This window comes from Jiangella muralis, assembly GCF_001270745.1.
Classification (GTDB): domain Bacteria; phylum Actinomycetota; class Actinomycetes; order Jiangellales; family Jiangellaceae; genus Jiangella; species Jiangella muralis.
This window is the reverse complement of record NZ_LFXL01000031.1, coordinates 133,290-148,603: the sequence shown is the minus strand read 5'-3', so window position 1 is coordinate 148,603 and position 15,314 is coordinate 133,290. Positions and strand designations below refer to the sequence as shown.

Below are 15,314 nucleotides of genomic sequence, written 5' to 3'. Positions count from 1 at the left end.
GTTGGCTGGTCGAGGCGTCGGCCGATCGGAGTCAGCAGGCCCAGCCGCGAGCCTGGACCGGGTCGGCGTGGCGAGCGAGGTCGGTCAAGATCTCGTCGAGGCGATCGAGGTGCGCCCGGATCCAGGGCAACCGCGTCGGGTCGTCGGCGGCGAGGGCGGCGTAGCGCTGCACGTCGGTGTCGCCGTACAGCAGGCTGGTCGCCAGCCGGAGCCGCAGCGCGTCGTGGCCGCCCTCGAAGTCGGCCGCGGGCAGGCCGCCGAGCCCGTACGCGTCGAGCAGGTGCGCCGCCAGTTGCCGGCCGGTCGTGATGCCGTGCTCGCGCTCGAGGTAGCCGCTCCAACCGCCGAAGTCGGGGTAGAGGTAGAAGCCGGCCCGCGGAGTCGGGAAGTCGGCGCCCGCGCGCCGCAGCCGGTCGGCCACGGCCCGAACCACGGCGCCGTGCAGGCGGCGGCTGCGCTCGACCCGTTCGGTCAGCTCCTCGGGCTCGCCGAACGCGTACGCGGCGGCGTACTGAACCGGCGCCGCTGGGCTGGACCACACCTCGCTCGCAACGCCCAGCAGGTCCGACAGCAGCGACCGGCCGAGCGGGCCGTCCGGCAAGCGCATGACGCCGAGGCGCCAGCCGCAGAGGGCGAGGCTCTTCGAGAGGCTGGTCGTGACGATCGTCCGCTCTGGCGCGAACTCGGCCGGGCTGTGCACGAACGTGCTGGGATCGTGGACGAGGTCGCGGTAGATCTCGTTGGAGACGATGGCGAGGTCCAACTCGCGAGCCACGTCGGTGAGCCGCTCGACGGCGTTGCGCGACGCGACGTCGCCAGTGGGGTTGTCCGGAGTCGTGACGACAACGCTGCGGACGGTGCGCCCGGCCGCCCGTGCCGCGCGCACCGCATCGGCGACGAGATCGGGCTGCGGTACACCGCCCTGGCCCGGCACCGTCGGCACGTGGATGGGGCGGTGGCCGGTCAGCCGCGCCTGCGCCCGGTAGCTCACCCAGCCCGGCGACGGCGCGACGATGTCGCCGCCGAGGGCGAGCAGCAGTCCGTAGAGCAGCGGCTTGCTGCCGGGGCCTGCCACGACCAGCTCCGGGTCCGTCGGCAGACCGCGGCGCGCCCAGTAGCCGGCGGCCGCCTCGCGCAGCTCGGCCGTCCCCGCGACCGGCCCGTAGGCGTTGCGGCTGCTCCCGATCGCCAGCGCCTCGCGCAGCGCCGGGTGGACCGGCAACCCGGCCTCGCCGAATCCGAGCGGCAGGACGGGCAGGCCGTGGCGCCGCTTCTGCGCCAGGGCTTCGTTGAGGGCGAGGGTCGGGGACACAGGGACGGACATGGCGGACGTCAGCTCCGGACGCGAGAGTCGCGGACGCAGTCGTGCCCCGCGAAGATCGTTGGATCTCTCCAGAGTGCCCAGCAGCGACCCGCCGCACAACCGATTCGGCTCGATACGTCCGAACGTGACGGCGCCGAAACGCCGGTGACACGGCTCAGGCGGCGATGAGCTTGCTGTAGCGCTGACGAGCGGCCTCACCAGACGTGCCCAGATACGACCCGATCAGCCACCAGGGCAGCCCGACGCTCCGGGCCTCGGTCACGGCTTCGACGATGTCGCGATCGGCCCGGGCGCGCGCCTGAACCGCTTGGTACATGGCGGCCAGCGACCGCGCGTCCTTGAAGTCGCTCGGATCGGGCTCGCGCTCCTCGACGCGGCGCGCGAGTTCATCGGCGTGGTCCAGGGCTTCCTGGAGGGACATGGGCATGGGCATCACCACAGGTGCTTCGGTCGGGCGGCCATCGCGTGGATGATCACTGGTCCGCTGGTGGTTCGGAGGATGGCCAGCTCCAGCAGCTGTGCTGACCCGTCAGGCCCGATCAGCAGGAAGATCTGCTCGTCCTGCTCTTCGAAGCTGATCGCGCAGCGGTAGGCGTGGAGCATGTCGTCGTCGGCGATCCCGTGTTTGCGGGCGCTGGGTGCGATGAATGGGTCTGTCAACGACGGTACCCTTCGCGAAGGGCCTTCGCAAGGTAACTTGTCGCGGCGGTCGAGGCCGTGGGAAGCCAGGGCACGGGGTCGGTGACCCGGCCGGCGGCGTAGAGCATGAAGTGCAGGTGGCAGCCGGTCGAGAGTCCGGTGGTGCCGGCGCGCCCGATGACCTGGCCGGCCCGGACCGACTGGCCGGCGGTCACCGAGAACGCGGACAGATGGCTGTAGGACGTGCTGAGCGGGGCGCCGTGGATGCGGCCGTGGTCGACGGTGAGTTGCAGTCCGTACGCCCCCCGCTCCCCGGCGTCGGTCACCCGCCCGGCGGCGGCCGCGCGGATCGGCGCCCCGCACGCAGCGGCCAGATCGGTACCGTCGTGCAACTTGTGCTCGCCGGTGATCGGGTGCACCCGCATGCCGTACGGCGACGTGATGCGAGGCGCCGCGACCGGCCAGGCCAGCCCGCCCGACTGGGGTGGCTGCGACGGTGGCGGCGGTGGGTCGCCCGTGAGGGTGCGCGGGCCGAGCGGGAGCAGCCGCACCGATCCGCCGCCGACCAGTGCGAGCGGATCGGTGTACCGCTCGCCCTCCCGTGCGCCCCAGTGGAGGCAGGCGGCGGGCGCGCAGTGGCTGCCGGCCGACTCGAGGACGCCGACCGGCCGGCCCGCGCCCACCTCGTCGCCGACGCCGACGGTCGGCGTGACGGGTTCGTAGGTGGTGCGCAGCCCGCCATGATCGATGACGACGACCCCCCGACCGGCGATCGGGCCGGCGTACGTGACCGTGCCGGGGCCGGCCGCGCGCACCTCGGCGCCGGCGGTCGCGGCGAGGTCGACGCCGCGGTGACCGGCGGACCAGGCGTGCTCCGGCGGATCGAACCCGTTGACGACCTCGGCTGGACCGCCCGGCGGGCCGACGGGATGGACCCAGCCGGCGGCCGGCGGGATCGAGGAGCGTGGGGCAGCGGCGGGCCATGGGTCGCCGGCGGCCGCGGCCACGGCTGGAGCGGCGGCCGGGGCGCCAGCGGCCGGTGGGGCGGCGAGGGGTGGGCTGGGCGCAGCCGGCGGGGAGGCGGCCGATGGAGGGCCGCCAGCGGCCGCCGGGGCGGCGGCGGGCACGAGGGCGGCGAGGGCGAGGACTGCGGCGAGAAGTGGGGTCATGTCTGCGAGCCAACGCGGCGAGCCGGGGCGGCGCAGCGGGGCGGAGCGGATTTGGGGACAACTCGGCGAACTGGACGGGGCTGTGGATAACGGAGCGCCAGCGACACGCCGGGCGATCCGCTCACAGGTGCATCACGAAGTCGCAACGAAGGCGGGGCGGCGCGGGGCTCGACTGGACGACCCCACCCCCCGGGCCGGAAGGGTCGAGGGTGAGACCGGTGTGACGAGACCGACGTGAGCGATGCGAGAAGAACGGGTATGGGTGCTGCTATGAATCGTGGAAAGGTCCGTGGTCATGCGGTCGCTCTCGCGGTGATCGCGCTGGTCAGCGCGGGATGCGGCGGCGGGGACGACGTCAACGTCGACGATCCGGGGGGCGACGGCGAGAGCGCCGGGAGTGGCGCGGGCGACAACCAGGGCGGCGACGGCGGCACCCTCATCGCCGCCATCTCGGCGCAGCCGGACCAGTTCGACCCGCACAAGACCCAGGCCTACGCCAGCTTCCAGATCCTCGAGAACGTCTACGACACCCTCGTCGTGCCCGACGCGGAGGGGGAGTTCCAGCCCAGCCTCGCGACCGAGTGGACGACCAGCGAGGACGGCCTGACGTGGACCTTCACCCTCCGCGAGGGGGTCACGTTCCACGACGGCAGCAGCTTCGACTCCGCGGACGTCGTCTACTCGTACAACCGCATCATCGACGAGCAGCTGGCCAACGCCTACCGGTTCGCCAGCGTCGCGAGCGTCGAGGCGACCGACCCGCAGACGGTGACGATCACGCTGACCGCGCCGACCCCGGCGCTGCTGGACAACATCGGCGGCTTCAAGGGCATGTCGATCATCCCGGAGGGCGCGGCGGAGGCGACCGACCTCGCGACCACGGCGGTCGGCACCGGCCCGTTCACGCTGGAGGACACCGGCGCCAACGGCGTCACCCTCGCCCGCTACGACGACTACTGGGGCGACCCCGCGCTGGTCGACAGTGTGGAGTTCCAGTACGTCAGCGAGCCGGCGGCGGCCCTGACGGCGCTGCGTTCGGGCGACGTCCACTGGACGGACAACGTGCCGCCGCAGGACATCGAGGGCCTCGAAGGCGACGACGAGGTGGAGCTGGGCGTCACGCCGAGCGTCGATTACTGGTACCTCGCGATGAACCAGACGAAGCCGCCGTTCGACAACCGCGACTTCCGCCGCGGCGTCGCGTTCGGCATCGACCGTGACGAAGTGACGGAGGCGGCCCGGTTCGGCGCGGCGACGACGAACCAGGCGGCGATCCCGGAGCAGAGCCGCTGGTACCACGAGTACGCCCCGTTCGAGCACGACCCGGACCAGGCGGCCGAGCTCATCGGGGCCAACGCCGCGGCCACGCCGCAGCCGATGGCGCTCATGGTCACCGACGAATACCCCGAGACCGTCCAGGCCGCCCAGGTGATCCAGGCGCAGCTGGCCGAGGTCGGCGTCGAGGTCGGCATCGAGCAGGAGGCGTTCGCCACCTGGCTGGACCGCCAGGCCGCCGGCGACTACGACGCGTTCCTGCTCGGCTGGCTGGGCAACCTGGACCCGTTCGGCTTCTACCACGCCCAGCACGTCTGCGAGGGCACCTCGAACTTCCAGGGCTACTGCAACCCCGAGGTCGACACGCTGCTCCAAAGCGCGGCGGCCGAGACCGACCAGGACGCCCGCAAGACGCTCTACGACCAGGCGGCCGAGCTGATCGTCGACGACGTCAGCTACCTGTACCTGTACAACCCGGACGTCGTGCAGGCGTGGGCGCCGGGGATGGAGGGCTACGAGATCCGCGCGGACAAGGCGATCAACTTCGAGACCGTGAGGCTGCCGGAGTGACTCGCTACGCCCTGCGGCGGCTGGCTCAGTCGATCGCGGTGCTGCTCGGCGTCAGCGTGCTGGCCTTCGCGATCATGCAGCTGGTGCCGGGCGACCCGATCCGTGCCGCCCTGGGCCAGCAGGCCGACCCGGCGACGTACGAGGCGCTGCGCGAGCGCGCGGGCCTCGACGACCCGGTGCCGGTGCAGTTCGTGACGTGGATCGGCAACGCGGCGGTCGGCGACTTCGGGGTCAGCTTCCGTTCCGGCGAGACGGTGCTGTCGCTGATCCTGGAGCGCCTCCCGGCCACGCTGAGCCTAGCCGTCGCGGCGATCATCGTGGCGCTGCTGATCGCGATCCCGCTGGGCACGCTGTCGGCGCTCAACCCGCGCAAGCCGGTCGACTGGTTCGCCAGCCTGTCCAGCCAGGCCGGGCTGAGCGTGCCCGACTTCTGGCTCGGCATCATGCTGATCCTGGTGTTCGCCGGGACGCTGGGCTGGCTGCCGTCGTCGGGCTACGTCCCGCTGACGGAGGACCCGGTCGAGTGGGCCCGGCACCTGATCCTGCCTGCCATCGCGGCTGGCGTGTCCAGCGGCGCGATCCTCACCCGGTTCGTCCGCTCGTCGGTCCTGGAGTCACTCGGCCAGGACCACGTGCGGACCGCCCGGGCGAAGGGAATGCGCGCCCGCGACGTGCTGACGTGGCACGTGCTGCGCAACGCGCTGGTGCCGCTGGTGACGGTGGGCGGCGTGCAGCTGGCCTACCTGCTGTCCGGCGTCGTGGTGGTCGAGTACGTGTTCGCCTGGCCGGGGCTCGGTCAGCTGGCCTTCCAGGCGGTCGAGTCGCGCGACTACCCGGTGCTGCAGGGCACGGTGCTGCTGTTCGCCGTCATCTTCCTGCTGGTCAACCTGGTCGTGGACCTTGCGTACGCACGGCTGGACCCGCGCATCACGTATCGGAGCGCGCGATGAGAGCCGCCGAAACCGTCAAACTGCTGTTCCGCGGCCCGACGGCGATCGTGGCGGCCGCGGTGCTGGTCGTCCTGATCGTGACGGCGTTCCTCGGCGAGCAACTCGCCCCGTACGACGCCACCGCGACCGACGTCAGCAACCGGCTGCAGAGCCCGAGCGCCGACCACTGGTTCGGCACCGACGAGCTCGGCCGCGACGTGCTGTCGCGGGTGATCCTGGGCGCGGAGGTGTCGCTGCGGGTCGGCGCCGTCGCCGTCGGGATCTCGCTGGTCGCGGGCGTGCTGATCGGCCTGCTGGCCGGCTACTACGGCCGCTGGGTCGACGACGTGCTGATGCGGATCTCGGACGTGCTGTTCGCGTTCCCGGCGATGCTGATGGCGATCGCCGTGCTGGCGATCCTCGGCCCCGGCTCGACGAACGCGATGATCGCCATCGGCATCGTCTACACCCCGATCTTCGCCCGCATCACCCGGGCCAGCGTGCTCAGCGTCCGCGAGGAGGTCTACGTGAAGGCGGCCCGCTCGGCCGGCGCCGGCGACCTGCGCATCATCGGCCGGCACGTGCTGCCGAACGTGACGGCGCCGATCATCGTCCAGACGTCGATCAGCCTGGCGTTCGCGATCCTGTCCGAGGCGGCGCTGAGCTTCGTCGGCCTCGGCACCCAGCCGCCGGACCCGTCGTGGGGGCGCATGCTGGCCGAGGGCCGCGGCTTCGTGGAACAGGCCTGGTGGATGGCGGTCTTCCCGGGCCTGGCGATCTTCGTGACGGTGCTCGCGTTCAACGTGCTGGGCGACGCGCTGCGCGACGTGCTGGACCCGCGGCAACGTCAGGCGATGGCCGGGACGGGAGTCACCGCATGACGACGCCGCTGCTCGCCGTCGACGACCTGCACGTCGCGTTCCGCACCCGCCGCGGCCCGGCCCGCGTCGTCAACGGGCTCTCGTTCGAACTGCACCCGGGCCGCACGCTCGCCGTCGTCGGGGAGTCGGGGTCGGGCAAGAGCGTCAGCTCGCTCGCGCTCCTCGGTCTGTTGCCGGGCACCGCGCAGGTGCGAGGTAGCGCGATCTTCGACGGCGACGAGCTGATCGGCCGGTCCGAGGAGGAGCTGCGCAAGGTCCGCGGCGCCGGCATCGGCGTCGTCTTCCAGGACCCGATGACCTCGCTCAACCCGGTGCTGACGATCGAGCGGCAGATCGGCGAGGCGCTGCGGGCGCACGAGAAGGTGTCCGACGACGGTATCCGCTCGCGCGCCGCGGAGCTGCTCACCGAGGTCGGCATCCCCGACGCGTCCGCCCGGCTGCGCGCGTTCCCGCACCAGCTCTCCGGCGGCATGCGGCAGCGGGTGATGATCGCCATCGCGCTGGCCGGCAACCCGAAGGTGCTGATCGCCGACGAGGCGACGACGGCGCTCGACGTCACCGTCCAGGCGCAGATCCTGGAGCTGATCGAGCGGCTGCAGGACGAGCACGGCATGGGCGTCGTCTGGATCACCCACGACCTCGGCGTCGTCGCCGGCATCGCCGACCACGTCGTCGTCATGTATGCGGGCCGCTGCGTCGAGGAGGGCGCCGTCGACGAGCTGTTCGGCCGGCCCGCGCACCCGTACACCCGCGGGCTGCTCGGCGCGCTGCCGGTGGTGGACGACCCGCGGCCGGCGCGCGAGCGGGACGAGCTGGTGACGATGCCCGGCCTGCCACCGGACCCCGCCGCACTGCCGCCCGGCTGCGCCTTCCACCCGCGCTGCCCGGTCCGTGCCGACGCCCGGTGCGCGACGGAGCCGCCGCCGCTTGCGCCCGTGCCCGGCAGCGCCGCCGCGCATCGGGCCGCGACCTTCTACGCCGTCGGCGGGGTGAGCAGCGGTGAGTGATGTGCTGGTGCGGGCGAGCGGCCTGCGCGTCCACTTCGGCGACGTCCGCGCCGTCGACGGCGTCGACCTCGAGGTGCGCCGCGGCGAGACGCTGGGGCTGGTGGGCGAGTCCGGCTGCGGCAAGTCGACGCTGGGCAACGCCCTGCTGCGGCTGGTCGAGCCGTCCGACGGGACGGTGGAGTTCGACGGCCTGGACGTGACGGCGGCCGGACGGCGCGAGCTGCGGGCGCTGCGCCGGCGCACGGCGATGATCTTCCAGGACCCGTACGCGTCGCTGGACCCGCGGCGCACCGTCGCCGAGTCGATCGGCGAGCCGCTGGCCATCCACGGGCTGCACAAGGGACGGACCGCGCGGCGGGCCCGGGTCGGCGAGTTGATGGAGGTCGTCGGGCTGAACCCGGACCACGGCGGCCGGTACCCGCACGAGTTCTCCGGCGGCCAGCGGCAGCGGGTCGGCATCGCGCGGGCGCTGGCCGGCGAGCCGGAGTTCGTCGTGTGCGACGAGCCGATCGCCTCGCTGGACGTGTCCGTGCAGGCGCAGGTGGTGAACCTGCTGGTGCGGCTGCAGCGCGAGTTCGGGCTGACCTACCTGTTCGTCTCGCACGACCTCGCGGCCGTGCGGCAGGTGGCCGACCGCGTCGCCGTCATGTACCTGGGCCGCGTGGTCGAGCTCGGCGCGGGGGTCTCGGTGTCGTCCGCTCCCGCGCACCCGTACACGGAGGCGCTGGTGTCGGCGGTCCCGGTCCCGGAGCCGACGCGGGAACGGACCCGGCAGCGCATCGTGCTGCGCGGCGACGTGCCCAGCCCGGCCGACCCGCCGTCGGGCTGCCGGTTCCGGACCCGCTGCCCGAAGGCGTTCGAGCCGTGCCCGGACCACGACCCCGTCCTGCAGCCGACCGGGCCGGAGCAGGCCGCGGCCTGCCACCTGCACGGCGTCACGGACCTGTGACCGGGGCGGTCGCCTCGGCGGCGACCAGCTGCGGGTTCCATGATCATCAACCCTTTGTGCCGTCATAGCGTCGCAAAAGGTTGATGATCATGGGCGCGTTGCTGCGCGGTTGGGTGGCGCCTCCACGCCCGGTACACTGGTGAGCGGCCCAGTTTCCCTGGGTCAAATTCGCGTGCCCTGAGCACGGTCTTCGTCGTCGGTCCTGACGTCCGCATTCGAGTGGACGGCGGGTGGCGGTAGGCCGGTGGGCACCAGGCGCGGCGGTCGACCACCGTCGCGATGAACCGGAACGAGCGTGCCGGAGTGCGAGTCTTCGCGCCGGCGCGAGAGGAGGGGACGAGGCCATGGCCGTCGTCACCATGCGTCAGCTGCTCGAGAGCGGCGTGCACTTCGGGCACCAGACCCGCCGCTGGAACCCGAAGATGAAGCGCTTCATCTTCACCGAGCGCAACGGCATCTACATCATCGACCTCCAGCAGTCGCTGTCCTACATCGACCGCGCCTACGAGTTCGTCAAGGAGACCGTCGCCCACGGCGGCACGGTGCTCTTCGTCGGAACCAAGAAGCAGGCGCAGGAGGCCGTGAAGGAGCAGGCGACCCGCGTCAACATGCCCTACGTCACCGAGCGGTGGCTGGGCGGCATGCTGACCAACTTCCAGACCGTCAACAAGCGCCTGCAGCGGCTCAAGGAGCTCGAGGAGCTCGACTTCGACGACGTCGCCGGTTCCGGCTTCACGAAGAAGGAACTGCTCATGCGCAAGCGTGAGAAGGACAAGCTCGAGCGCACCCTCGGCGGCGTCCGCAACATGGCCAAGGTGCCCAGCGCGGTGTGGATCGTCGACACCAAGAAGGAGCACCTGGCCGTCGACGAGGCCCGCAAGCTCGGCATCCCGATCGTGGCCATCCTCGACACCAACTGCGACCCCGACGAGGTCGACTTCCCGATCCCGGGCAACGACGACGCCATCCGCGCGGTCAGCCTGCTGACCCGCGTCGTCGCCGACTCCGTCGCCGACGGCCTGCTGGGCCGCTCGGGTCAGCGTGGCGAGGCGGCCGAGGGCGCCGAGCTGGCGTCCGACGAGCCGCTGGCCGAGTGGGAGAAGGAGCTGCTCCAGTCGCAGCCCGTGGCCGAGGCGCCCGCCGCCGAGGCGGCTCCGGCTCCCGAGGCCGACGCGGCTCCCGAGGCTGAGGCACCGGCCGCAGACGAAGCTCCGGCCGCCGAGGCGGCGCCGGCCCCCGAGGCCGACGCGGCTGCCGAGGTTCCCGAGGCCGAGGCCCCCGCGGCCGAGGCTCCCGCCGCCGACGAGCCGGTCGCTGCCGAGCCGGTCGCTGAGCCCGCCGCCGAGCCGGTCGCCGAGGCGCCGGCCGAGGCCGCGGCTGAGACCCCGGCCGACGAGCCGGCCACTCAGCAGGCCTGACGATCATCCCGGCCCGGGCGGACGTCCGCCCGGGCCGGTCACCAGACCACGCCAGCAAACTGATTCAGAGAGAAGTGTGAGGATGCCGAACGTCACTGCGGCCGACGTCAAGCGGCTGCGCGATGCCACCGGTGCGGGCATGATGGACGCCAAGAAGGCGCTCGAAGCGGCCGGCGGCGACTTCGACCAGGCCATCGAAGGGCTGCGCATCAAGGGCGCGGCCAAGGCGGCCAAGCGGGCCGCCGAGCGCACCACGGCCAACGGGCTGGTCGCGGCCGAGGGCCCGGCCATGATCGTGCTGGCCTGTGAGACCGACTTCGTCGCGAAGAACGAGGACTTCCAGAAGCTGGCCGCCGACATCGTGGCCGCCGCGGCGCAGGCCAAGCCGGCCGACGTCGACGCGCTGCTGGGCGCGCCGCTGGCCGACGGCCGCAAGGTCGGCGAGGCGGTCGACGCCGCCGCAGTCGTCATGGGCGAGAAGATCGAGATCGGCGGCGTGGCCGTCGTCGACGGCGAGTACGCCACCTACCTGCACCGCCGCGCCGCCGACCTGCCGTACCAGGTGGGTTCGTACGTCGTGTACACCTCCAACGGCTCCGACGCGGCCCAGCAGGCCGCCCGCGACGCCGCCATGCAGGTCGTCGCGCTGAAGGCCACCTACGCCACCCGCGACGAGGTCCCCGCCGACGTCGTCGAGAACGAGCGGCGCATCGCCGAGGCCACCGCCCGCGAGGAGGGCAAGCCCGAGCAGGCGCTGCCGAAGATCATCGAGGGCCGGGTCAACGGCTTCTTCAAGGAGACCGTGCTGGTCGACCAGCCGTCCGTGAAGGAGTCGAAGAAGTCGGTCGGCGCGGTGCTGGCCGAGGCCGGCGTCACCGTCCAGCGGATCGTCCGCCTCGAGGCCTGACGGCCAGGCGACCCCAGGACCCGCCCATCTCGACGCATAGGAGGCCGGCACCGTGACGGAGACAGACGGAACCGCACCGGTGCCGGCCTCGGCCGCGCCCGACCCCGAGCCCGCGACGGCGCCGCCCACCCGGGTGCTGCTGAAGCTGTCCGGCGAGGTGTTCGGCGGCGGCGCCGTCGGCGTCGACCCCGAGGTGGTCAAGGGCATCGCCGGGCAGATCGCCGAGGTCGTGGTCAAGGACGGCGTGCAGGTGGCCATCGTCGTCGGCGGCGGCAACTTCTTCCGCGGCGCGGAGCTGCAGCACCACGGCATGGACCGCGCCCGCGGCGACTACATGGGCATGCTGGGCACGGTGATGAACTGCCTGGCCCTGCAGGACTTCCTCGAACACCTCGACGTCGACACCCGGGTGCAGACCGCCATCACCATGGGGCAGGTCGCCGAGCCGTACATCCCGCGCCGCGCCGCCCGGCACCTGGAGAAGGGCCGCGTCGTCATCTTCGGCGCCGGCGCCGGCATGCCGTACTTCACCACCGACACCGTCGCCGCGCAGCGCGCGCTGGAGATCGGCTGCGACCGCCTGCTCATGGGCAAGAACGGCGTCGACGGCGTCTACGAGGCCGACCCCCGCAAGGACCCGTCGGCCCGCAAGTACAGCAGCATCACCTACGCCGACGTCCTGCGGCAGCGGCTCAACGTCGCCGACCCGGCCGCCTTCAGCCTGTGCATGGACAACCAGCTGCCCATCGTCGTGTTCGGGCTCGGTGAGCCGAACGGCATCGCGCGCGCCATCCGGGGCGAGCGCATCGGTACCTTGGTCGCCTCGAACATCGAGACGGTCGTCGAGGGCTGAAAGACGGCGGCAGCGCCAGGGCGGTCCTCTAGGATCGTCGCCACACAGCAAGCGAAGGAGTAGTGGTGATCGACGAGACCCTCCTCGAGGCCGAGGAGAAGATGGAGAAGGCCGTCACCGTCGGCAAGGATGACTTCGCCACCATCCGCACCGGCCGGGCGCATCCGTCGCTGTTCAACAAGATCGTGGTCGACTACTACGGTGCGCCGACCCCGGTCAATCAGCTCGCGTCGTTCCATGTCGCCGACGCCCGCATGATCACCATTCAGCCCTACGACAAGGGCTCGCTCGGGGCCATCGAGCGGGCCATCCGCGACTCCGACCTCGGCGTCAACCCCACCAACGACGGCAACATCCTGCGCGTCGTGTTGCCGGCCCTCACCGAGGAGCGGCGCCGCGAGTACATCAAGCTGGCGCGAGAGAAGGCCGAAGGCTCCAAGGTGTCCATCCGCAGCGTGCGCCGGCACGCCAAAGAGACGCTCGACAAGCTGGCCCGCGACGGCGAGGCCGGTGAGGACGAGGTCGCGCGCGCGGAGAAGCAGCTGGAGTCGGTGACCAAGACCTACGTCGAGCAGATCGACGACCTACTCAAGCACAAGGAAGCCGAGCTCCTCGAGGTCTGAGGGTGCCGGCGAATACACACGTGGTGATGACGGACGAAGCGCCGGGCAACAGGTCACGCCGGCACGGGCGGACCGGGCGCGACCTCAGGGCCGCGACGCTGGTCGGGCTCGGCCTGGGCGCCATCGTGCTCAGCACGCTGTTCCTGCTGGAGCAGGCGTTCGCGGGCTTCGTCGTCATCGTCATGGTGGTGGCGGTCTGGGAGCTGGCGACGGCGCTGGGCGGGCGGGCCATCCAGGTCCCGGTGGTCCCGGTGGTACTGGGCACGGTGCTCATGCTGGCCGGGGCGTACCTCGGCGGCGGCTCGCCGCTGCTGGTGGGCCTCGGGCTGACGGTGGCCGCGGTGTGCGCGTGGCGGCTGGGCGATCCCCGTCCGGGCTATCTGCGCGACGTATCGGCGGGCATCTTCACCAGCGTCTACGTGCCGTTCCTGGCCGGGTTCGCGATGCTCATGCTGCGTCCCGACGACGGCGCCTGGCGGGTGTTCGCGCTGCTCGTCGTCGTGGTGGCGTCCGACACCGGCGGCCTGCTGGCCGGCGTGCTGGCCGGGCGGCACCCGATGGCGCCGAGCGTCAGCCCGAAGAAGTCGTGGGAGGGGTTCGGCGGCTCGCTGCTGCTCGGCATCGGCGTGGCCGTCGCGGTGGCGGTGTACGCGTTCGACGCGCCCTGGTGGACCGGCGTCGTGCTCGGCGTCACCGGCGTCATCGGGGCCACGCTGGGCGATCTGGGGGAGTCGCTGATCAAGCGCGACCTCGGCATCAAGGACATGAGCCAACTGCTGCCCGGCCACGGCGGCCTGATGGACCGCCTCGACTCCCTGCTGCCGACGGCGCCGCTGGTGTGGCTGGTGCTCGAGTACGTCGTCGCGACCTAGCTCCGCTTGGTCTACGAAATTCCGACACTTGAACTGTGCGCCCACCCCCGGCTCGGCACTGGGTGCGATCACTGTGCTTGCTGGGTGGCGTTGCTGTTGCCAGGGGAACAGTGATCCGCCCCACTCGGCGCAGCGATCTCACACGGTGGCGTGGGGGATCGTGTAACGGTTCGCCGTTGTCCCGCCGTTGGCCGTTGTGCGGTAGTGGGTCGTCCCCCTGCTGCCCATTTTCTTAGCCGCGGCACCGCGGCCAAGAACGGGCAGCTATCAGGGGGACGGGGGAGTGCGGGCAGAGCCCGCCCCGCGCCCGGTGCACCGTTCGTCGTTCGTGGGCACGTCACCCGCCGCAGCACCGGATGACGGTCGTCATCGGCGGCCATGCGGTCCTGGCGCGGGTGAGGTGATCCCGGCGCGGGTGAAGTGAGGCGTGCCCAGACTGCCCCCGTCCCCCTGATAGGTGCCAAGAACGGGCGCCAGGGGGACGGCCAACGCGGCAGACCCCCGGCGCACGGTCGGCAGACCCGGGCGAACGGCCGGCCAGCCAACGAGAACCCCGGCCGACCACCCAGGCCGCGTAGCCAAGATCAATCGGACTCACTCATCCAGCCGGTGTCCGACACCCCCTGGGGCGTTCAGGCGGCGGGGTACCGGCCGATCGGCCCCCTCGACCTCGACATACGGCATCAGCGCACCGAACGTGGGACAATGGTCGACATCATGCCCAGACCCGGTGAGCTCACGCTCGTTCCCGCCCGGCGTGGCAAGCCGCCCCGCCATCTCGCCGACCTCGACGTCGATGCCCGCCGCCAGGCGGTGGCCGAACTGGGCGAGCAGCCCTTCCGGGCCGACCAGCTCTCGCGGCACTATTTCGCCCGTCACGTCAACGACCCCGCGCAGATGACGGACGTCCCGGCGGCCGTGCGCGACACGCTGGCGGCGACCATGCTGCCGACGCTGACCACCGCGGTGAAGCACCTCGAGACCGACGGCGGCACCACCCGAAAGACGCTGTGGCGGCTGTTCGACGGCGCGCTGGTCGAGAGCGTGCTCATGCGCTACACCGGCGACCGCCCGCGGGTCACGCTGTGCGTGTCGAGCCAGGCCGGCTGCGGCATGAACTGCCCGTTCTGCGCCACCGGCCAGCAGGGGCTGACCCGCAACATGTCGGCGGCCGAGATCATCGAACAGGTCGTGGCGGCCGAGCGCATGCTGGCCGGCGGCGAGATCGCCGGGGGAACTGGACGGGTCACCAACGTCGTCTTCATGGGCATGGGCGAACCGCTGGCCAACTACAAGGCCGTCGTCACCGCCGTGCGCCGCATGACCGACCCCGCGCCGTCGGGGCTGGGCATCGGCCGGCGCGGGGTGACGGTGTCCACCGTCGGGCTGGTGCCGGCCATCGACAAGCTGGCCGCCGAGAACCTCGGCGTCCGGCTGGCGCTGTCGCTGCACGCGCCCGACGACGAACTGCGCGACGAGCTGGTGCCGGTGAACACCCGCTGGAAGGTCGGCGAGGCGCTGGACGCCGCGCGCGCCTACTTCGAGAAGACCGGGCGGCGGGTGTCCATCGAGTACGCGCTGATCCGCGAGATCAACGACCACGCGTGGCGCGGTGACCTGCTGGGCAAGCTGCTGAACGAGCGCGGCCGCGGCTGGGTGCACGTCAACCCGATCCCGCTCAACCCGACCCCGGGCTCGAAGTGGACCGCGTCGCGCCCGGAGGACGAGGCGGCGTTCGTCGCCGCGCTGGAGGAAAGGGGTGTTCCGGTGACCATCAGGGACACCCGCGGAAGCGACATCGACGGGGCATGTGGTCAGTTGGCTACCGTTGGTGATTAGTATGCATTGCGCTTTGCTCGGCCGGTCTCGGGGGATATCGGCTTCGCGAGTGGTGAGCT

15 protein-coding genes are annotated in these 15,314 nt (G+C 72.0%); 11 read left to right on the top strand and 4 right to left on the bottom strand.

Annotation, left to right across the window (positions count from 1 at the left end; translation table 11 throughout):
- Positions 1-31: 31 nt before the first annotated feature.
- The 4 genes from ACW62_RS25010 to ACW62_RS33390 all read right to left on the bottom strand — a co-directional run bounded on the left by ACW62_RS25010 (position 32) and on the right by ACW62_RS33390 (position 3,132).
- The gene (locus ACW62_RS25010; protein ID WP_083460143.1) at positions 32-1,324 is read right to left on the bottom strand and encodes a pyridoxal phosphate-dependent aminotransferase; all 1,293 of its coding nucleotides are present in this window, start codon (positions 1,322-1,324) and stop codon (positions 32-34) included.
- Positions 1,325-1,478: 154 nt separating this feature from the next.
- Positions 1,479-1,751, bottom strand: coding sequence for a hypothetical protein (locus ACW62_RS25005; RefSeq protein WP_053206855.1), 273 nt, complete (start codon positions 1,749-1,751; stop codon positions 1,479-1,481).
- Positions 1,752-1,756: 5 nt separating this feature from the next.
- A complete protein-coding gene (locus ACW62_RS34325) occupies positions 1,757-1,984 on the bottom strand; it encodes a hypothetical protein (protein ID WP_157574961.1) in 228 nt (75 codons plus the stop codon).
- The gene (locus tag ACW62_RS33390; protein WP_083460142.1) at positions 1,981-3,132 is read right to left on the bottom strand and encodes a peptidoglycan DD-metalloendopeptidase family protein; all 1,152 of its coding nucleotides are present in this window, start codon (positions 3,130-3,132) and stop codon (positions 1,981-1,983) included. The genes ACW62_RS34325 and ACW62_RS33390 overlap by 4 nt, the downstream gene beginning before the upstream one ends.
- Positions 3,133-3,402: 270 nt before the next feature.
- Between ACW62_RS33390 and ACW62_RS24995 the strand changes: the two genes are divergently transcribed.
- The 11 genes from ACW62_RS24995 to rlmN all read left to right on the top strand — a co-directional run bounded on the left by ACW62_RS24995 (position 3,403) and on the right by rlmN (position 15,255).
- Positions 3,403-4,977, top strand: coding sequence for an ABC transporter substrate-binding protein (locus ACW62_RS24995; protein ID WP_053206817.1), 1,575 nt, complete (start codon positions 3,403-3,405; stop codon positions 4,975-4,977).
- Positions 4,974-5,927 carry an ABC transporter permease gene (locus tag ACW62_RS24990; RefSeq protein WP_053206816.1) on the top strand — a complete coding sequence of 318 codons (954 nt, stop codon included), beginning with the start codon at positions 4,974-4,976 and terminating at the stop codon, positions 5,925-5,927. Before ACW62_RS24995 ends, ACW62_RS24990 begins: the two co-directional genes overlap by 4 nt.
- Positions 5,924-6,787: an ABC transporter permease gene (locus ACW62_RS24985; RefSeq protein ID WP_053206815.1), complete on the top strand. Its 864-nt coding sequence runs from the start codon at positions 5,924-5,926 to the stop codon at positions 6,785-6,787. The genes ACW62_RS24990 and ACW62_RS24985 overlap by 4 nt, the downstream gene beginning before the upstream one ends.
- Positions 6,784-7,794: an ABC transporter ATP-binding protein gene (locus tag ACW62_RS24980; RefSeq protein WP_053206814.1), complete on the top strand. Its 1,011-nt coding sequence runs from the start codon at positions 6,784-6,786 to the stop codon at positions 7,792-7,794. Before ACW62_RS24985 ends, ACW62_RS24980 begins: the two co-directional genes overlap by 4 nt.
- Positions 7,787-8,743, top strand: coding sequence for an ABC transporter ATP-binding protein (locus ACW62_RS24975; protein ID WP_053206813.1), 957 nt, complete (start codon positions 7,787-7,789; stop codon positions 8,741-8,743). The genes ACW62_RS24980 and ACW62_RS24975 overlap by 8 nt, the downstream gene beginning before the upstream one ends.
- Positions 8,744-9,087: 344 nt before the next feature.
- On the top strand, positions 9,088-10,161 hold the full coding sequence (gene rpsB / locus ACW62_RS24970) for a 30S ribosomal protein S2 (protein WP_053206812.1): 1,074 nt from the start codon (positions 9,088-9,090) through the stop codon (positions 10,159-10,161).
- A gap of 82 nt (positions 10,162-10,243) precedes the next feature.
- On the top strand, positions 10,244-11,068 hold the full coding sequence (gene tsf / locus ACW62_RS24965) for a translation elongation factor Ts (RefSeq protein ID WP_053206811.1): 825 nt from the start codon (positions 10,244-10,246) through the stop codon (positions 11,066-11,068).
- A gap of 52 nt (positions 11,069-11,120) precedes the next feature.
- Complete coding sequence (gene pyrH, locus ACW62_RS24960) at positions 11,121-11,921, top strand: UMP kinase (RefSeq protein WP_083460141.1); 801 nt, start codon at positions 11,121-11,123, stop codon at positions 11,919-11,921.
- 65 nt (positions 11,922-11,986) lie between these two features.
- Entirely contained in the window at positions 11,987-12,544 is a 558-nt protein-coding gene (gene frr, locus ACW62_RS24955; RefSeq protein WP_053206853.1) for a ribosome recycling factor, read from the top strand.
- A gap of 26 nt (positions 12,545-12,570) precedes the next feature.
- Positions 12,571-13,416, top strand: coding sequence for a phosphatidate cytidylyltransferase (locus ACW62_RS24950; protein WP_053206852.1), 846 nt, complete (start codon positions 12,571-12,573; stop codon positions 13,414-13,416).
- A gap of 717 nt (positions 13,417-14,133) precedes the next feature.
- Positions 14,134-15,255 (top strand): dual-specificity RNA methyltransferase RlmN, encoded by a 1,122-nt coding sequence (gene rlmN, locus ACW62_RS24945; RefSeq protein WP_053206851.1) that lies wholly within the window; start codon positions 14,134-14,136, stop codon positions 15,253-15,255.
- Positions 15,256-15,314 lie beyond the last annotated feature (59 nt).